Source organism: Streptomyces sp. ISL-96 (assembly GCF_018614035.1).
In the GTDB taxonomy this organism is placed as follows: Bacteria; Actinomycetota; Actinomycetes; order Streptomycetales; family Streptomycetaceae; genus Streptomyces.
The window spans coordinates 38630-57367 of sequence record NZ_JAGGPA010000009.1; the positions used below are offsets into that span (position 1 = coordinate 38630).

Genomic DNA, 18738 nt, shown 5'->3' on the forward strand with positions numbered 1-18738 from the left:
CCCTGGGTCAGCAAAGCCCCCAGGCCCCGGGACGCCCTGTAGGCGTGTCCTCAATCGCCGGACGGGCTCCTTGGAGCACGTCCGGCGATTGAGGAGCGGGGCCTGGGGCAGCACCCCAGTTCGGGAAGGGGCGGGTAGGGGAAAGCTCCGCAGGACACGCCCTGCCACCGCATCCGGTGGCTTGCGCAGCAGCCGCAGGGGGAAGGATCGCGACTTCCGAGTCCCAGGGGGCAGTCGTGACGTCCATGCCGCGCAGGCAGTTCCTGCAGTCCGCCGCCGGAACCGCCGTCGCGGCCGCGGCGATCGGGGGCCTGCCCCCGGCAGAGGCTTCGGCAGCCGAAGCCGCCACCCCCCTCCACCTCACCGCCGCCACCAACGGCGCAGCCACCCCCACCACCCCCACCGGCCCACTCGTCGCCGAAGTCCAGAACATCCTCTGGGCAGTCCCGCGCGACGGCTCGCCCGCCACCGCCACCGCCCTCACCCCACCCGACCTCGAACCCAGCCGTCCCACCTGCTCCCCCGACGGCCGGCACATCGCCGCCGCCTGTTTCAAGGGCGGCCAGTTCCACATCTGGGTGATGGCCAGGGACGGTTCCGGCCTGCGCCCCCTCACCGCCGACGGCCCGTGGGACGACCGAGCCCCCGCCTGGTCCCCGGACGGAACCCGCATCGCCTTCTCCTCCGAACGCGGCGGCGACCCCGTCAAGGGCAGCCCGTACCGGATCTGGTCCGTCGACGTACGCACCGGAAAGCTGACCCAGCACACGGGACTGCCCGGCCAGCAGGGACCGGGCCAAGCCGCCGCCTGGGAGGACTTCGACCCGGTGTGGTCGCCGGACGGGGCAATGATCCTCTTCGTCCGAGGCACCCTCGACGGCACCGCCCTCAAGTCCCGCACCCTCGCCGCCACCCCAGCCACCACAACCGGCCCCGTCACCGTCGAACACGCCGACCCCGGCCCCGGCAATCTCCTCACCCCCGCCCTCTCCCCGGCAGGCCGCCGCGCCTGGCTCAGCACCCTCGCCCCCGCACCCGGCCGCTACGAGCAAGTCACCCTCGTCGTCGACGGCAAGCCCGCCCCCGTGGACGGCGAGATCGCCACCGCCCCGCCCCGCTGGCTCGACGACGAGCGGCTGCTGCTCACCGTCGACGGCCAGTTCCGCATCGTCCGCCCGCACCGCGACACGCCCGCCGTCACCGTCCCCTTCGCGGCGACGCTCCCCGTCGTACGCCCCCGCTACCGCACCAAGACGTACGACTTCGAGCCCGACCGCGCCCGCCCCGTACGCGGCATCCACCTCCCCGCACTCTCTCCCGACGGCGCCTCCGTCGCCTTCGCCGCGCTCAACGCCCTCTGGGTCGCCCCCACATCAGGCACATCCACCGCCACCCCCCGCAAGCTGGTCCAAGCCGCCCCCACCACCTACCTCCAGGGCACCCGTCTGGACCCCCGACGGCCAGGCGCTGCTGTACGTCGACGACCGCGACGCCGGGCTCAACGCCGTACGCCGCCACGACCTGACCACCGGCAGGGACACGTCACTCACCGGACCGGGCCGCGTCCATGCCGCCCTCTCCCCGGACGGCAAGCGCCTGGCCGCACTCGACCTGGCCGGAAACCTGATCGTCCGCGACCTCGCCACCGGCGCCGAACAGACCCTCGCCGCCCCGCTCGCAGGCGGCGGACTGCCCGGCCGCCCCAGCTTCTCGCCGGACGGCCGCTACCTCGCGTACTGCGACCGCAACCGCCTCAACCTCCGCCACCGCGAGGGCTACAACCTCATCCGCGTCGTCGACACCACCACCGGCGCCTCCCGCCTCCACCCCCTCGCCCCGCACATCTCGCTCTCCGACCGGTACGCGTCCGGCCCGGTCTGGTCCCCCGACGGCCGGACCATGGCCTGCGTCAGCGAGTCGGCCCTGTGGCTGCTCCCGGTCAGCCCGGACGGCACCCCCACCGGGGACCCACACCGCATCACCGCCGACGACGAGCCCGCCGACCACCCCTCCTGGTCCGCCGACTCCCGTACGCTCCTCTACCTCTCGGGCACCCGCCTCCGCCTCCACCCGCTCGGCGGCGGTGACGGCGGCCGCCCCCGCACCGTCCCCGTCCGCCTCACCTACCGCCGCCAGGCCCCCGTCGACACAGTTGTCCACGCGGGCCGCCTCTGGGACGGGACGGCCGCGACCGGCGGCGACGCGTTCCGCGAGAACGTCGACATCCTCGTCCGATCCGGCCGCATCACGGCAGTCGAGCCCCACCGTCCAGGCCGTCGCACGACCCGCCGCGTCGACGCCTCCGCCCGCACCGTCCTGCCCGGCCTGTGGGACACGCACACCCACCCGTGGCAGTACACGTACGGCGCACGCCAGCCCGCGCTGAACCTGGCGTACGGCATCACGACCACCGTCTCCCTCGGCGGTTTCAGTTACGAGCAGGCCCGCCTCCGCGAAGACATCACCTCCGGCCGCCTCGCCGGACCGCGCCTGCTCACCACCGGCGAACTCCTCGACGGCTCCCGCGTGGCGTACAGCATGGGCCGAGCCCACACCACCCGCGCCGGCCTTCGCCGCTCCCTGTCCCGTGGCGAGGCCCTTGCCTGGGACTTCGTGAAGACGTACGTCCGCGCCCCGGCCTGGGTGATGGAGGAGGCGGCCCGCTTCGGCCACGAACGGCTCGGCGTATCTTCCGGCTCCCACCTCTGCTCGCAGGGCATCCAGACCGGCCAGGACCTGACCACCCACCTCGTCGCCACCGAACGCGCCGACCACGGGCACGGCGCGACGGCAGGCGGAGTCACCCACCAGGACACCGTCGAGAACTACACGCGCGGCGGCCTGAGCCTGATCGAGACCCCCTTCACCGCCGGCCACCTCCTCGCCGACACCCCGGAGCTCGCCGACGACCCGAGGGTGACGGCGATGATGCCCCCGTGGGACGCCCAGGCGGTCCGCGCACTGGCGGCAAGAACACCCACCGCGAGCGAGCGCCTGGCCCTGCGCCGCGAGATGACCACCGTACGTACCGTCACCAAGGGCGGCGGCCAGGTGGCCCTGGGCACGGATTCACCGATCACCCCCGTGGGCCTCTTCCTGCACCTGGCCCTGCGAGCCCTGGTCCGCCACGGATTCTCCCCCTCCGAGGCACTGCTCACGGCGACCGCGATCCCGGCGGCGATCTTCGGCGCGGCCCAGGACCTCGGCACGGTCGCACCGGGAAGGCTCGCGGACCTGACGATCATCGACGGCGACCCGTTCACGGACTTCGACGACCTGACGAAGACGGACAGGGTGCTGATCGCGGGCCGCCCCCATGAGCGGGCAGCCCTGGAGCGTGCGTACACAAAGCCGGCCGTCCGGGAGCGGTACGAAAAAGACCCCCGCTTTCGCGAGGGTCTTTCGTCTGTGCGCCGCCAGGGACTCGAACCCCGGACCCGCTGATTAAGAGTCAGCTGCTCTAACCAACTGAGCTAGCGGCGCTTGACTCGTAAATAGTACCTGGTCCGTAGGGGTGCCCGGGACCACGGCCGGCCGCCGGGCCGGTGGCCCGCGTCACAGCGCCAGCGACAGCACCACCGGCGCCGCCCTGCGGTTCAGGGTGTCCGCCGCCGAACGCAGGCGGTGGGCGTGCTCCAGCGGCAGGGACAGGGCCAGACAGCCCACGGAGGAGCCGGCCGTGAGCGGTACGGCCGCGCAGACCGTGCCCACCGCGTACTCCTGGAGGTCGAGGACCGGCACCGTGGCGGGCTGGCTGTCCAGCGTGGAGAACAGGACCCGCTCGCTGGTGATCGTCTTCGACGTCAGCCGGGCGGTCTTGTGCCGGGACAGGTGATCCCGGCGGCCGTTCTGGTCGAGCTGGGTGAGCAGGCACTTGCCGATCGCGCTCGCGTGGGCCGCCGACCTGAAGTCCACCCACTCGTTGACCTTGGGCGTACGCGGCCCGTCGGCGACCTGCATGACCTTGATCTCGCCGTCGATGTACCGGCTGATGTAGATCGCCGCGCCCACCGTGTCGCGCAGCTGGTCGAGCGTCTGCTGCAGCTTGACCTGGAGTGCCTCGCGCCGGGTGGAGCCCGACCCGAGCAGGACGAGCGAGTCGCCGACGACGTACGCGCCGTCCGCCACCTGCTCGACGTACCCCTCGCGGCGCAGCATCAGCAGCAGGGAGGTCAGGTGGGCGGTCGGGAGTCCGGTCTCGCGGGCGATCTGTACATCGGTCACACCGCTCCCGTGCCTGGAGACCGTCTCCAGCACACGCAGGGCGTACTGCACCGAGTGGAACGGTGCTTTCGGCTCCGGCTTCAGCGCCACGGTTTCCCCCTACCAGGTTGTGACCGTTTGCATCCGTTCCACGATAGCCGCCAAGACCGCCTTACGGGGCTGGTGTTGACGACATTGTGGCGCGCCCCGGCTTCATAAGCTGGGGCGCGCCACTCTGGCATATGCCAGAGGCGGGATTTCGGCCCGGATGGAGAGGTCAGAGCACCGCGCCGAGGAATTCGCGGGTACGTTCGTGCTCCGGATCGTTGAAGATCTTCTCCGGAGATCCGGACTCGATGACCCGCCCCGCGTCGAACATCAACACGTCGTCCGAGATGTCCCGTGCGAAGTTCATCTCGTGCGTGACGCAGAGCATGGTGATGTCGGTCGTACGGGCGATGTCGCGCAGTACGTCGAGCACGCCCGCCACCAGCTCCGGGTCCAGCGCCGACGTCACCTCGTCCAGCAGCAGCACCTGCGGACGCATCGCCAGCGCCCGCGCGATGGCCACCCGCTGCTGCTGGCCGCCGGAGAGCTGCGTGGGCTTCGCGTCCTGCTTGTCGGCGAGCCCGACCAGATCCAGCAGGCCCTTGGCGCGCTCGGCGGCTTCGTCCTTCGACATGCCGAGAACCCGCACCGGCGCCTCGGTGACATTGCGCAGGACGTTCATATTCGGAAAGAGATTGAACTGCTGGAACACCATTCCGATGTTCTTGCGCACCTCGCGGACTTCTTTCTCGCCCGCCGGGAAGAGCTGCCCGCCGTTCACCTTGATGACGCCCTCGTCGGGCTTCACCAGAGTCATCAGCAGCCGCAGGATCGTGGTCTTGCCCGACCCCGAGGGCCCGATGAGCGTCACGTGCTTTCCGCTCTGGACCGAGAAACAGAGATTGTCCAGGACGGTGTTGTCGCCGAATCTCTTGGTGACGTTGTCGAAACGGATCAGTTCATTGGGGGTTGGCTCAGCGGACAAGACGACGCTCCAAGGCTCGCAAGAGAAGAGAAGCCGGGTAGGCGATGAGGATGAAGGCGACGCCGACGACGGTCAGCGGCTCGGCGTACTGGAAGGTCTCCGCGCTCGCCAGCCGGGCCTGCTGGAGCATCTCCAGTACGCCGATGGCCATGAGCAGCGGAGTGTCCTTCAGCATCGAGATCACGTAGTTGCCCAGCGCGGGCACGATCCGGCGGATCGCCTGCGGCAGGATGACCGCGAACCAGGTGCGCGAGGCCGGCAGGCTGAGCGCCGTGGCCGCCTCCCACTGTCCGACCGGAACCGCGTCGATGCCGGCCCGGTAGACCTGTGCGGTGTACGTCGAGTAGTGCAGCCCGATCGCGAGCGTTCCGGTGACCAGTGCCGAGGCCTGCACGCCCCACTCCGGCAGCACGAAGAAGAAGAAGAACAACTGCACCAGCAGCGGGGTGTTGCGGATGAACTCGGTCACGACGTTCACCGGCCAGCGCACCCAGCGCGGCCCGCGGTATCCGATCGCCCAGACGAGGCCGAGCGTGAAGGAGAGCAGTGAGCCGAGCACCAGCACCTGGAGCGTGACGAGCAGCCCGTCCCAGAACGTCGGCATGAAGTCCGCGACGGCGGACCAGTCCCAGTTGTTCATCGCGTGCCTCCGGCTCCGGCGGCTGCGGCGGTGATCCCGATACCGGCCTTGGTCTTGCGCTCAAGCGCCCGCATGCCGCGGGTGAGGACGAAGGCGATCACGAAGTAGATCACCAGGGTCACCGAGTAGATCTCCACGCTTTCCTGGGTCGCCAGGCGCACCAGGTAGGCGGAGAACGACGTGTCGGCCACGCCGAGCAGCGACACCAGCGCCGTGCCCTTGAGCAGCTCGATCAGCAGGTTGTTGAAGGGCGGGATCATCTCGGGCACCGCCTGCGGGAGCAGGATGAGCCGCATCCGCTGCCAGGGCGTGAAGCTGAGCGCGACGCCCGCCTCGCGCTGCGCGGGGGTCACCGAGTTCAGCGCGCCGCGCACGACCTCGGCGCCGTACGCCCCGTACGAGAGTCCCAGCGCCAGGACGGCCGCCCACATCGGGACGAGCGCCCAGCCGAGGAGTCCCGGCATCACGAAGAACAGCCAGAACATCAGCACCAGCGCGGACGTGCCGCGGAAGACCTCGGTGTAGAAGCCCGCCAGGAAACGCACGACGCGGGAGCGGTGGGTGCGGGCGATGCCGATGCCGAAGGCCACGACGGCCGCCAGGGCGGCGCTGTACACGGTGAGCTGGATCGTGATCCAGATGCCGGGGAGTATCCAGTTGGTCCACAGTCCGGCTGTCATTTGCACAGCTCCTCTGCGGTCATCGTGGTCATCTCGGCCTTGGTGAAGCCGAACGGCTGGAGGATCCTGAAGAGTTCGCCGCTCTTCTTCATCTTGTGGATCTCCACGTTGAAGGCGTCGCGCAGTTCGGCGTCGTCGAGCCGGAAGGCGAAGCCTCCGCCGTCGACTTTCTTCTTGCCCTCCACGAGCGGCGCGAAGGGCTTCGTGGCCTCGGCCCTGGTGCTCTTCTTCACCACGCCGCGGCTGGTCAGCGCGGTGCCCGCGAAGACGTCGACACGGCCGGACTCCACGGCGTTCAGGCCGGCGACCGGGTCCGGGAAGATGGTGATCTCCTTGCGCGGGACGCCTGCGGCGACCGCGTAGTCGATCTCGGCGTACCCGGCGCCGGTGGCTATCTTCGCCTTGGCCTCGACGACGTCCTGGTACGAATGAAGCTTCTTCGGGTTGCCCTTGCGCACGATGAACGAGTCGAGCATCTGGTACTCGGGGTCGGCGAAGAGGACCTGGGCGCAGCGCTCCTTGTTGATGTACATCCCGGCGGAGACCACGTCGAACTGCTGCGACTGAAGGCCCGGGATGAGCGACGAGAAGTCGGTGGGGGAGGGCTGGACGCTGGGCACGCCGAGCCGCTTGAAGATCACCTTCGCGAGCTCCACCGCCTCGCCGGTGAATGCGCCCTGCTCGTCGATGTATCCGTACGGAGCCTCGCCCGCGATGCCGAGCCGGACCGTACCCTGCGACTTCAGCCGGGCGAGCGTGTCGCCCGACGGAACCTTGCTGCAGCCGGCCGCGCCGAGCGCCCCCGCGGCACCCAGCGCGGCCGTGCCGAGCAGAAGCGAGCGCCGGCGTATGGAGTGTCTTGTTGTGCTTCCTGAGTCGTTCCCTGGTGGTGGAGCCATGGGCGCGCGGCTACCCGGCCCCAGGCCAGGTATGCCGACGAATTCCAGCCCCTGTTCGCGGCGTGCCGCGGTGGGTGCACTCTTGACCCGCTGGGGACCATGAGGACATGACCGACCGATTCGTGGACGTATCGCTCGACAAGCGCGGTGTGCGCTGCACCGCGAAACTCCTGGACGACAGGGCGCCTGTCACCTGCGAGGCGGTGTGGCAGGCGCTTCCCCTGGGCGGGGACGTCTATCACGCGAAGTACGCCCGTAACGAGATCTACGCCCTGGTTGCCCCCTTCGCCGAACAGGAGCCGCCGCTGGAGAACCCCACCGTCACCCCCATCCCCGGCGACCTCTGCTACTTCTCCTTCTCCGACACCCAACTGGGCACGGCCTCCCACGGCTACGGCCCGCAGCCCACGCTCCGGGCCGGCCACGGCGTAGTCGACCTGGCCCTCTTCTACGAACGCAACAACCTGCTGCTCAACGGCGATACGGGCTGGGTCCCCGGCATCGTCTGGGGCACGGTGGTGGAAGGCCTGGACCGGATGGCCGATGCCTGCCAGGACCTCTGGCGGTCGGGCGCGGTGGGCGAAACGCTCACTTTTCGACGGGCATAGGTGAAAGCGGCATCGCGCGGGCCATCCCGCTGTTACTCCCCAAGCCTCTGGGTGTCCAGATCCAAGTCGAACGGCGCAGGCAATCGAATGAGCGTTCCGTACGGGTGGGGCCCGTCGGCTCGTGTATAGCCGAGTTTGCCCGGTTCGGAGTACAAGGTCAGGCTGCGCTCCTGACGATCGACCAGCAAGAAGAGTGGCGCGCCGTACTCGGCATATCGCTTCCTCTTCACAACACGGTCGGTTTCGCCGTTGGACTCCGAAGTCACTTCAACGATCAAGAGCGTGTCCTCCGGGAGGAGGGCCCCGGCCCCCTTTGCTGCCGCAGCGGGGACTACTGCAATATCCGGGACGTACCAGTTCGATGACCCGGGGAGATCCAGGTTTCCTGAGCCTGTGACACAGCCGAGTTCGCGGGCCCGTGGACGGATCTGATCGCGGATCACCTCTGCGGCCGCTTCATGGTCCCAGGTCGGCGACACCGGCTCGATAACCCCTTCCACAATTTGGGCGCGGTCACCTTTGATGCGTTGGACCGCGTACTTCAGGGCCCGCTCCGGGTCCACGCCGGCGTTGTAGTCGGCAGGCGCAGTCGTCATGCGACATCCTTCCACTGAGCAACTGCCAGGCCGGCCAGTTGAGTCGTCACAGAATCAGTTTCGTGAGTCAGTCACGGAGTGGCCCACTGGTTCGGCTGAGCCTGCGCCATGACTTGTGACGTTGGACGTCGCTGACACGCACGTACGCCGCCCTCACTCACTTTAGTAGATCGAGCGCTGGTCTTCTGAGTTAGGAATTCTAGACATAGGGCCTCGGATCGGTGTTCCAGGCAGCGATCCAGTTGCGGCTGAAGCGGGAATGGGCAAGCAGCCACTTTTTGATGACAGGTGTCTTGTGGATGGCGTAATTGTTGTCGCAGATCAGGTGGACATCCAGGCAGTCCGGTACCTCTTTGCCCGTTCCGGGACTCCGGGCATCATCGGCGGCACGGGCTGGGGGTGGGGGAGCCGGTGTGGAACTGGCGGCGGCAGGAAGGTAGAGCACGCGCCCTGCCATCCGGACTGCGCCTGCGCCTGATACAGCACGACGGCCCCCGCACCCGGGCGGTATCGGGTGTGGGGGCCGTTTGTCACACCGGCACTACGTGCGCGTAGCCAGGGCTAGGTGCTGGTGGTGCGGCGGCGCTTCCACCACACGAGCGCCACGCCGGCGGACAGAAGAGCCGCGGTGATTGCGGCGATGGTTGCGACCTGGGCACCGGTGTCGGCGAGACCGCCGCCTCCGTTGTCGTCGTCGGCCGGGGGTGTGGCAGGAGGCTGCGTGTGGTTCCCGCTGCCGGTGGGGGTGGGCGGCGGGGTGCGGGTCGGGCCCGTGGTGGGCTTCCCGGTCGGCTTGTCCGTCGGCGTCGGCTTCGTCGTCGGCGTCGGTTTCGTCGTCGGGGTGGGGGTGCCTGCGTCGTCGTCACTCATGCCCGCGCTGTTGCCGCCGAGCATCAGCATCCCGTCCTGGTCCGCGTCATCCGTGGCCGCCTTGATCGCGGTGTTCTTCGTGCGCGGGGTGTAGGGGCGCTCGGTGCGGAACTGGAGTCCGGTGATGTTGCGCTTGGGCTGCTTGGAGAAGTCGACACCGCCGACGGTGATGACCCAGACCTCCTCACCCTTGGTCAGTTCGTACTTGAACTCTCCTTCCTTGAAGACCTTGACGTACTTGTTGAAGACGTCGGTCTTCTTCCAGTCCTGGTTGGGGGCGCGCAGCGGCCACCGCTTGACGTTGTTGCTGTTGATGATCTCGCGGTAGTCGGTGGGGCGCTCAGCGTCCTGCTGGCGGATGTACTCGGCTGCGACGCGGGCGGTGTAGACGCGGCGCAGGTCGGCGTACTGGGGCTTGGTGTTGATCCACTTCTCGACCTCGGGGACCACGGTGCGCTGAAGGACGCGTTCGTTGTGCTCGATCTCGTCCTTGCTCAACTGGTCCTGGCAGGGCTTCCCTTCGCCGGGGCCCGGGGTGTTGACCTCGGCGTATTCGGACTGGAGCTTCAACGGTGCGTCGAGGATGTAGATGCCGCCGTCCTGCTCGCGGACCTTCGCGGGCTTGGGTTCGATCCAGTTACGGCCCGAGTGCAGGCACGGCCAGCCGTTGACCTTGGCAAGGCCGTCCCAGGCGGCCTTGCCCACCTCCGTCTTGGGGTCCATGGCCTTGTAGAAATCGTGCTTGAGCTGGAGGTCGGCTTCCAGCAGGATGCGGCCGGCGTCGGTGGAGGCGAACTTGTCGTCCATGATCGTGCCGGGGGTGTCCGGGTTGAGGTTGACCCAGAACTTGTCAGGGGTGAGAGCGAGCCAGGTGAAGAAGGCGTCGGAGATCATCTGCGCCTTCTCCTTGCCACCCCAGCCGCCACTCTCGCCGGGGGCCTTGGCCGCGGAGAACGCGTAGTCCAGCCCGGCGCCCTTGGCGGGCTTGCCGACGTACTTCAGCTCCAGGGAGGTGAAGTCGATGCCCCCCGGCCCCTTGGGGAACCGTCCCCCCGACGCCTGTTCGCGCCGGTTGAGGAAGTCGGCCATGTCCTTCGGGGTCGGCTTGGACTGCTTGATCTGGTCGATCGCCCCGCCGCGCGATCCGGTGTTCTTCGACGGGTCGGCGTTCATGTAAGGGGCGTTGTACCGGTAGGGGCTGTTGTTGCTCTTTGCCGGCGCCTTCTCGATGGCGTTCGAGCGGTGCTCGTGGATCGTGACCCGCTCCTGGCCGAGGGTGCCCTTGCCGAGGTTGCGGCGCATCTCGTCGAAGAACTTCTGCCCCTGGCCGCCGCGCTCTTCAGCGAAGATGTACCGGATCTTGTAGCCGGACCGCTGCCAGTTCTTGTTCCTGGACAGGGCCAGGTCCTTGGGCTTCTGGCTGTCCTCCGGCTTGTTGTTGGACTTGATCTCTACGATCTCGCGGGTCTTCTTGTTGATCGCGTCCAGGATCCGGCGGTGTACCTTGCCGGTCTTCGGGTCCCGGATCTTGATCTCCTTCTGGCAGATCCAGTCCGGTCCGGTCAGCCCGAAGTCCTTGACGACCTTCGCCTCATAGGCTTTGCCTCGCGGGTCGTGCCCGGACTGCGGGATGTACTTGCCGTCCCTCCAGCCGTCCCAGTCCGTCTTCCACCGGCTGTTCGGCTTGGCGATCTCCTTGGCGTAGTAGGCGTAGACGCGCCGGGGGTCACCCTTCTCGTACGCCTCCGGGTCGGTGCCGATCTTGTCCAGGAACGCTTTGCGCTCGGCAGCGTCTTCAGGGAGCTGCAAGCCGTCGTACTGCTTGCCGGTGTTGACGTAGTCGAACTCGTCCCATTGTGACTTCGGACGGCTGGTGTCACCGGCCGGGAGGCGCCCGGTGGGGGTGTTCTTGATTCCGTAGAGTTCGTCGCACCGCTTGCCCGGCGACAGGGGTCTTTCTTTCGGCGCCGCGGCCGCAGTGTCAAGAGTCGGCAGAGCGCCTATGGAGAGCGCGGCCGTACAGGCGACGGCAACCGCAGCATGCGTCCAGGCGCGCAGATGGCCGCTTGATATCTGGTACTTCACCTGATGCTGGTCTTCCCAAGGGGCCCAGTGGGGTGGGGTCCCGTGCGCCTCCAGGGGCCCCCGTAGTCGTTGGTGGCGCAAGGGTCTGTTCCAACCCTGGGCGGCCAACTATCCGCATGACTAAGGGATATGGGGCGTGTCGGCCACCAACTCGGCATGTACATGTGATCGTTACAGGCGCAGCCATCGGTGGCGTTAGGGTCGGCGGCATGGACGAACAGCAGCAGGACCAGGAGCGGGAATGGGCGAACAACCCGCGCCTTGACGCGTGGATCTCCGAGCAGCGCGCAGCCTTCAACGCCCATTTCCCGCTTGAAGCAGACGACTGGGATTTCAGTATCGAATCCCTCGACCGTCTTGAAGCCTTTATACGGCGCCGGTTCTCCTCCTGCGAGGAGATCAAGGCCGAGCGTGACAGCGGCCCGGTTGGCGCCGCCACGTGGTACCTGGGCGAGGTGCATGTGCGTACAGCCGGCGCGCAATGGCAGTACGGGACCGAACCCGACCTTGCCGCCCCCGAGTACGACCAGCCCTACGTCACCATCCCCTACGAACGCATCGACGAGTACCCACCTGCCGACGACGACCCCGCTCAGGACGGCCGCCCGCTGACGGTTCCCGGCGACGAGCTGTGCGCCCTGTTCCTACGCGGTCCCGACCACCACCTCCGTGACACCCTCACCCGCTACCACGGCGCGCCAGACACCGACGGATGAGGGGGCTGAGGGTGGACGCGGAACGTCGGCACGTGGGCATCCAGCTTCCTGAGGGGTCCTGGTGGGACTGGGACGTCATCGCGTGGCACGCTGCTGAGCTCCGACTGGCGGCCGCGCATGACCTCACCTATCACCATGGCTTGGAACTGGTCTTCGGCGATCCAATCCTCGTCAGCTGCCCGGCAAAGTTCCTCGATCCGGCGTTCTGCGCGCCGACGAGCGAGGAGCTCGCGCGAGTCACCCGCCAGATCGGCGAAGAACCGCCTGTTCTCGTGGCTTTCGAGGCGGACGCAGGCGGGCTGGAACCCGTCTCCTGTCTCATCGCTGCGGAACGGATCGAAGTCGTGCAGGAAACCGTTCTGCGGTACTGGCGCGACGACGTAGCTCCCGGTCAGCGATTCGCTCCGTGGGTGCTGCCTCCGGCGCCGCAGGCGAGCTAAACGGGCTGGCCCCGGCATCGTCTGGGGCACGGTGCTGGAAGGCCTGGACCGGATGGCCGAGGCCTGCCAGGACCTCTGGCGGTCGGGCGCGGTGGGCGAGACCCTGACCTTCCGCCGGGCGTAGGTGATCGATGCTGAGGAACCGCACGGGTCTCACCCGTGCGGCGACCGAGCCGGCCGTTGCCGTACGTGGACGTCGGCGGTGTGCGGGGCGCCGACGACGCTTCGGGCGGCGACGGCCCGGCCTGCCATGGTGACGCCGCTGGAGATGCGACAGCGGCGACCGATAGCTGACCCCGGCCCAAGGCTGATGGTGTTTCCAGTCTGGACGCCGTCCCCGATCAGCGCGCCGAACTGGGTCGTTCCGCAGCGGTAGAGCCCGTCCGGGACCCGCACGATGACCTCTCTGTCCGGGGTACGCATGTCGTCGCACAGGTTGATCGCGGCGACGGTGACACCTGCCGACAGGTGGGCTTCTGTGCCGACGATCGTGCGATTGATGCCGATGCGGTGACCCAGTACGGCTCCTTCCCCAACGACGCAGGCTGTTACTTCGCAGTTGAAGCCGACCGACGCACCCGCGCACAGTACGGAGCCCTTGCGCACGGTGGAGAACTCATGGACTCGCACGTCCGGGCCGATGATGACGTCCTCTCCTACGATCGCCGGCGGGTGGACGAACGCGGTGTGGTGGATGCGTTCGGGGACCAGGGCGAGGGCTTCGCGATGCAGTTCGGGCCAGGCAGTCAGGAATGCGGCGAGCTCGTACCGTTCCAACTCCCCATAAGAAGTTGTGGCGATCGCGCCCACGGTGGCGCCGCTGACGTAGTCGGCAAGGTGAATGGATGGCATGGCTGGGGTTCCTTTCGCGTATCTGGCAGGTGACGGGGCCGCTAGGCTCGCCGCCTAGCGCCGTCACCGAGAGCTGGAGATCTGGACGTGTCCCGACCGCGTGTGGGTGTGGCCGTGCTGACCATGGGCAATCGGCCGGCCGAGCTGCGGGCTCTGCTCGACTCGGTGGCCAAACAGGACGAGCCCGCCGCCCACGTGGTGGTGGTTGGCAACGGGTCTCCCCTGCCTGACCTGCCGGATTGGGTGATCGGCATCGAGCTGGACGAGAACTTGGGGGTGTCCGGCGGCCGCAATGTGGCGATGGAGCGACTGCGGGAATTGGGGGACGTCGACGTCCTCGTGGACCTGGACGACGACGGCCTCTTGATCGCGGCTGACGTAGTTCGCCGCATCTCAGACCTGTACGCCTCCGACCCGCATCTGGGCATCGTCAGTTTCCGGATCGCGGACGAGACCGGACATACGCAGAGACGGCATGTGCCCAGGCTGCGGGCCGGTGATCCGATGCGCCGGGGTCTGGTGACCACCTTCCTCGGTGGCGGACACGCTCTGTCGATGCCGATGCTGGACCAGGTCGGAGGCTGGCCGGATGCCTTCTTCTTCACCCACGAGTTAACTTGCCTGCCTGCCATGTGTACTTGATGTGTGTCTGTAGCGTTACCTGTTGCGTCCCAGCCTCGTTAACCGGCCGAGCACACGGTGTGTGTGATGTGTGACTAGGAGAAGCGAGGGTGGCGAGTGAGCCGACGGACAGTCATCGGCGATCTGCGAGTACAGGAGATCCGTCGGCGGGACGGCCGGGTCGCGTACACGATCGTGGAACCGGGCGGGCCGGTACATCCCGTGGCCGACAGCTTCCTGCGGATATGCGACGTCGGTACGGCGAGGACGTACGCGTACCTGCTCGTGGATCATCTGCGGTGGCTGCCCTATGAAGGGCTGTCGCCGGAGACGGTGACGTTCTACGACCTTCAGCGGTACATGGGCACCGTCGGCGCCGAGTTCTCGGGCCCGTTCGGGCAGCCGTGGCGGGAGGGCAAGAAGCCGTACCAGCAGAGCACGCTGGCGACTGCCGCAGCCGCGCTGAAGGGCTTCTACCTTCACCAGGGAAAGTTGGGGATCAACCAGGATCTGGCGCAGGAGTTCGGCGGGACGAGGCTGCCGACGAAGGCCGACCGGAACCGGGCGATGCTCGGCCACGTCATGCGGGAGATGCCGGCCAACGAATTGCGGCCGAAGAGAGCGGTCCGGCGACGCCATCCGAAGCTGCCGCCGGAGGGCGCCCGGGAAGTCCTGTTGGAGGACTTCAAAACGGCACGGGACCGGATGGTCGTGACGTGGCTGGACGACGGCGGCTTCCGCATCGGTGAGCTGACGGGCATGCACCTGGTGGATCTCCATCTGCGGGAGAACGCACGCTGCGGCGAGTGCCGCACGGCCCACGTGCACATCTGTCACCGTGAGACGAATGCGAACCGGTCCCGGGTGAAGACGAAGCAGGACTGGGTCGTTCAGGACGGGGTCGTCCAGGGCGGCAATGTTCGGCGGGCGAGTCCCGCGATGGTCCACACCTATTTCGAGTACATGACCACTGAGTACCCGCCGGACGCCACGCACGGCATGCTCCTGGTCAACCTCGGCGGTCCGACTGCCGGGCTGCCGTGGACCACCGACTCGGCGCGCAAATTGCTCAAGCGGGCCGGCTACCGGCTGGAGCTCGGGCTGGTCAGACCGCATATGTTCCGGCATCAGTTCGGCAGCGGGGTTCTCGACGCCGCGAATGGCAACACGGTCATCGCCAGGGACGCGGGCGGCTGGGCCTCAGCACAGACCGTCGAGGAGGTCTACGGGCACACCGACGTCCACGACCCGGCGTTCGTCACCGCGTTGAACACCGTGTGGGGTGAGCAGAAATGAGCTCGCCTCTGCGTTCGCTGCCTGATCGCGGGCCCGGCCAGGTCGGACGGGACCGCCTGGAGCTGTTGGAGGCTCTGATCAGTGGGCCGTCCTTCGATCCGCTCTTCCGGGGCGATGTGCTGAACATGCCTGCAGACCACGAGACGTACGGCTGGGGCTGTGCGGTCCCGGAGTGCCTGCGCACCCGCAACAGCAGCGACGATTTCTGCCACACGCACCAGAGGGAGTGGAATGATCACTTGGCCCGGGACCCGCAGGGGGCGACCCGAACCGGGTTCCTGGCCGTCGCGGCGCCGTTGGAGCCCAAGGAGGGTTACGAGCCGGAGCTCTGTGCGGTCTGTCCGGACCGGCCCGTCCACATCCGGTCGAGACGGATCTGCATGATGCACTACCGGCAGTGGGACAATTACGCTCGTCGGGCCGGGGCCTCTGCTGACTTCTCCTACTGGTTGCGCGATCAAGTCCCCTACCCACACGGCTACGGACTGTGCCGCGCGGCGACCTGTGAACGTCTGGCCGACACACCACTGCGGTTGTGTGCTCAGCACCGGGAGCGCTACATCGCCGCCGACCGGCCGGGCCGGGTGACTCTGCCCCGGCTGTGGGAGCGTCACTACGAGCGGACGGGCGAGGCCGTTCCCGTCTCCACCGAGGATCCGTCGGCGTTCGAGGCATGGTGCGCCAAGCAGCAGCCGGTCTACCAGCTCGGGCAGATCAACCTGCTCGGCATGCGTCCGCTGGCCAAAGCGGAGTTGCAGTGGGGGCTGGAAGCCCATACCCGGGACGGCAGCCGCACCCTGTGGACCATCGCTGACCTGCGGATGCTGACCAACGAGTGCCGGGAGTACGACGTCGACTCGCTCGCCGGCCTCGATCTGGACCGGCGCCGCATGAGGCCCCGGCAGATCGCGCGGGAAATCCTGAGCCGACTACGACCGCTCTATTACACGAAGGAAGACAGCCGAGAAGCCGGGTTCATCGAGACCGAGCACTTCGGACGCCGCCTCCCCGGCACGGACACCTGCTTCGACCTGTCCACCGTGCCACAGCACTGGCTCCGTGGTGTGCTCTGGGACCACATCGCCCGCCTGCTGCAGTCCGTGGACTGTCCCCGCTCCCGCGGCCCGCTGGACTCAGCCCGACGGGCGCTGTCGGAACTTGGCGCGTTCCTGGAAGCCGACACTCCGGGAGGCGGGCACGACCCGAAGCTGCTGACGGGCCGGCACGCCGAGGATTTTGCCGCCGATCAACGGCACCGTGCGGCCGGTGGCCTGCCGTCGCTGGTCCTGCGTCGCACCGACGGCTCCCCCGGAACCGTGACCACGGCGAGCGCCAGGACCACGTTCAGCTACGTGCGCAAGCTCCTCTACGAGCTCTTGGAGACCGGTCAGGCCGAAGTGCTCGGCCTGGACCGAGCGTTCATCACCGTACTTCCGCGTGGAGGCAGAGCCCAGGGCCGAAAGCGGCGGCCGTTCGACGACCGGCTCGCGCGGGCACTGGCCGACGACGGCAACTTGTCGCGGTTCGCCGCGAACTGGGACCCCAACGACCGTGGGCTGCGGGATGCCTGGGAGGCCCTGGTCTACACCGGCCGGCGCTGCTCGGAGGTCCTGGAGCTCCGCTTCAACTGCATCTCCTACCTCAACGGGATCCCGATGCTCTGGCACGACCAGACCAAGGTGGGGAACCTCGACGCGGCTATCCGCATCCCCGAGTACCTCTTCAATCGCCTCGACAACCGGCGCAAGACGACGCTTCAACGCTTCGAACGGCGCCAGGGACGCATGCCCACCGCGCTGGAACAGGAGCAACTGGCCCTGTTCCCCACCCATGTCAAGAACCCCCAGGAGACCGAGGCGATCTCCCACGGCTTCTTCAGCAGCTCATTCCGGGAGTGGGTTGCGACGTTCGACCTGGGACGAGGAGTGCCCCACCAAGCTCGCCACACGCTGGCCACCAAGCTCCTCAGGGCCGGGGCATCGCTCACACACATCAAGAAGTATCTCGGGCAGGTCTCCGAGCACATGGCCGAACACTACGTCGACATCGCCGGCTCCGAACTGGACGACCTCCTGCCCCGCGTCTGGGTCGGTGGGCCCGGTTCCGCCAACCCCGGCGAGCCGCTCTTCGACACCGCCACCAACCCGCTCAGCAGGGAGACGGCGCTGGCCATGGCGGTGGACGTGGGCCGCCGGTGCACACCGACCCTGGGCGGCCTCTGCACGGCCCAGGTCGTCGTGGACGGCGGGAAATGCCCCCGGAACCTGGACTGCGACAGCTGTGACAAGCTCGTGATGACCGGTGCGGATCTCCTTTACTGGAGGCGCAAGCGCGAGCAGTGGTACTCCATCGCCGAGCGGGCCCCGGACGACGCGACCGCCGACTACCTCCACAAGGTCTTCGAGCCCACCGCACGGGCGATCGAGGGCTTGGAGAAAGCCCTGGCAGGGCTCGATCTGCTCGACCAGGCCCTCGCCCTGGACCTGCGGCGCCCACAGGACTACTTCAGCCACATGTGGAACACCGGCTTCCCCGTCGAGGAACTCGCCGATCCCGACGACTACGACGATCAGGAGGACGAGGTCGCATGAGCGGCAGCACATCGGCCCAGACTGCCCGTGCCGTCCAGGCCCGCCGACAGCACACCGAGAAGCTCCTCGCCCGGGTCCGGGACACGCTCGCGGCGATGCGCAAGGAACGGGCCCCGGTGACCGTCCGGACCGTCGAACGACGTGCCGGCGTCTCCCGCGCCTTCCTCTATCAGAACGCCACCGCCCGGCAGTTGGTCACCGAGGCCGTCGCCCAGGCCGAGGGCCGCCAGGCCCGCAGCAGACAGGAAACCGCCGAGGCGGTGGACGCGTCCTGGCGGGAGCGCGCGCTGAACGCCGAGGACGCGCTGCGGCAGGCAGTGGCGGAGATCCAGTCGCAACGCCGACACATCGGCGAGCTCATGGGCCGCATCCGGGACCTTGAGCTGGACCTGCCCGCCGACGCCGTCCAACGGCTGGTCACCGAGAACACCACCCTCAAGCAGCAGTTCCGCGCACTGACCGCGGATCACCACACTCTGACGAACCGCCTCGCCGCCGCCCGGGACAACAACCGTTCTCAGGACCGAAAGATCGCCGAACTCCAAGCGCTCCTCCTCGAACAACAGCCGACGGCATCCGTCCGTCATCTCCGTCCTCTTCAGGGGTGA

The 18738-nt window shown here is 68.0% G+C and carries 14 protein-coding genes, 1 tRNA gene and 3 pseudogenes; 9 read left to right on the forward strand and 9 right to left on the reverse strand.

Features of this window, described 5'->3' with window-relative positions; genetic code table 11:
• Positions 1 to 245: 245 nt before the first annotated feature.
• A pseudogene (locus J7E96_RS05980) lies at positions 246 to 3444 on the forward strand (amidohydrolase family protein).
• Here J7E96_RS05980 and J7E96_RS05985 read toward each other — a convergent pair.
• From J7E96_RS05985 to ehuB, 6 genes are all read right to left on the reverse strand, one after another.
• Positions 3410 to 3483, reverse strand: a tRNA-Lys gene (locus J7E96_RS05985). The pseudogene J7E96_RS05980 and the gene J7E96_RS05985 sit on opposite strands and share 35 nt — an antisense overlap.
• 72 nt (positions 3484 to 3555) lie before the next feature.
• Positions 3556 to 4314, reverse strand: a complete 759-nt coding sequence (locus tag J7E96_RS05990; protein WP_215128192.1) for an IclR family transcriptional regulator — start codon at positions 4312 to 4314, stop codon at positions 3556 to 3558.
• A 166-nt stretch (positions 4315 to 4480) separates the two neighbouring features.
• Positions 4481 to 5236, reverse strand: a complete 756-nt coding sequence (ehuA, locus tag J7E96_RS05995) for an ectoine/hydroxyectoine ABC transporter ATP-binding protein EhuA (protein ID WP_215128194.1) — start codon at positions 5234 to 5236, stop codon at positions 4481 to 4483.
• Positions 5226 to 5876, reverse strand: a complete 651-nt coding sequence (gene ehuD / locus J7E96_RS06000; protein WP_215128196.1) for an ectoine/hydroxyectoine ABC transporter permease subunit EhuD — start codon at positions 5874 to 5876, stop codon at positions 5226 to 5228. The genes ehuA and ehuD overlap by 11 nt, the downstream gene beginning before the upstream one ends.
• Positions 5873 to 6556 (reverse strand): ectoine/hydroxyectoine ABC transporter permease subunit EhuC, encoded by a 684-nt coding sequence (gene ehuC, locus J7E96_RS06005; protein WP_215128198.1) that lies wholly within the window; start codon positions 6554 to 6556, stop codon positions 5873 to 5875. Before ehuC ends, ehuD begins: the two co-directional genes overlap by 4 nt.
• On the reverse strand, positions 6553 to 7455 hold the full coding sequence (ehuB, locus tag J7E96_RS06010; protein ID WP_215128200.1) for an ectoine/hydroxyectoine ABC transporter substrate-binding protein EhuB: 903 nt from the start codon (positions 7453 to 7455) through the stop codon (positions 6553 to 6555). The genes ehuC and ehuB overlap by 4 nt, the downstream gene beginning before the upstream one ends.
• Positions 7456 to 7562: 107 nt before the next feature.
• Between ehuB and J7E96_RS06015 the strand changes: the two genes are divergently transcribed.
• Complete coding sequence (locus tag J7E96_RS06015) at positions 7563 to 8063, forward strand: DUF3830 family protein (protein WP_215128202.1); 501 nt, start codon at positions 7563 to 7565, stop codon at positions 8061 to 8063.
• Between the two features lie 32 nt (positions 8064 to 8095).
• On the opposite strand, the gene J7E96_RS06020 is transcribed toward J7E96_RS06015, so the two are convergent.
• Both J7E96_RS06020 and J7E96_RS06025 read right to left on the reverse strand, forming a co-directional pair.
• Positions 8096 to 8659, reverse strand: a complete 564-nt coding sequence (locus J7E96_RS06020; protein WP_215128203.1) for a Uma2 family endonuclease — start codon at positions 8657 to 8659, stop codon at positions 8096 to 8098.
• A gap of 561 nt (positions 8660 to 9220) precedes the next feature.
• Positions 9221 to 11614, reverse strand: a complete 2394-nt coding sequence (locus J7E96_RS06025) for a hypothetical protein (protein ID WP_308295855.1) — start codon at positions 11612 to 11614, stop codon at positions 9221 to 9223.
• Positions 11615 to 11823: 209 nt separating this feature from the next.
• On the opposite strand from J7E96_RS06025, the gene J7E96_RS06030 reads away from it, so the two are divergent.
• The 3 genes and pseudogenes from J7E96_RS06030 to J7E96_RS06040 all read left to right on the forward strand — a co-directional run.
• On the forward strand, positions 11824 to 12330 hold the full coding sequence (locus J7E96_RS06030; protein ID WP_215128205.1) for a hypothetical protein: 507 nt from the start codon (positions 11824 to 11826) through the stop codon (positions 12328 to 12330).
• A 32-nt stretch (positions 12331 to 12362) separates the two neighbouring features.
• Positions 12363 to 12770 carry a hypothetical protein gene (locus tag J7E96_RS06035; protein WP_215128207.1) on the forward strand — a complete coding sequence of 136 codons (408 nt, stop codon included), beginning with the start codon at positions 12363 to 12365 and terminating at the stop codon, positions 12768 to 12770.
• A 10-nt stretch (positions 12771 to 12780) separates the two neighbouring features.
• Positions 12781 to 12894: pseudogene (locus J7E96_RS06040) on the forward strand (DUF3830 family protein); the annotation flags it as partial.
• A 29-nt stretch (positions 12895 to 12923) separates the two neighbouring features.
• On the opposite strand, the gene J7E96_RS06045 reads toward J7E96_RS06040, so the two are convergent.
• Complete coding sequence (locus J7E96_RS06045) at positions 12924 to 13622, reverse strand: transferase (RefSeq protein ID WP_215128208.1); 699 nt, start codon at positions 13620 to 13622, stop codon at positions 12924 to 12926.
• 87 nt (positions 13623 to 13709) lie between these two features.
• Here J7E96_RS06045 and J7E96_RS06050 point away from each other — a divergent pair.
• From J7E96_RS06050 to J7E96_RS06065, 4 genes and pseudogenes are all read left to right on the forward strand, one after another.
• Positions 13710 to 14246: pseudogene (locus tag J7E96_RS06050) on the forward strand (glycosyltransferase family 2 protein); the annotation flags it as partial.
• A 114-nt stretch (positions 14247 to 14360) separates the two neighbouring features.
• On the forward strand, positions 14361 to 15539 hold the full coding sequence (locus tag J7E96_RS06055; protein WP_215128210.1) for a tyrosine-type recombinase/integrase: 1179 nt from the start codon (positions 14361 to 14363) through the stop codon (positions 15537 to 15539).
• Positions 15536 to 18130 (forward strand): site-specific integrase, encoded by a 2595-nt coding sequence (locus J7E96_RS06060; protein WP_215128212.1) that lies wholly within the window; start codon positions 15536 to 15538, stop codon positions 18128 to 18130. The genes J7E96_RS06055 and J7E96_RS06060 overlap by 4 nt, the downstream gene beginning before the upstream one ends.
• A complete protein-coding gene (locus tag J7E96_RS06065) occupies positions 18127 to 18738 on the forward strand; it encodes a DUF6262 family protein (protein ID WP_215128214.1) in 612 nt (203 codons plus the stop codon). Before J7E96_RS06060 ends, J7E96_RS06065 begins: the two co-directional genes overlap by 4 nt.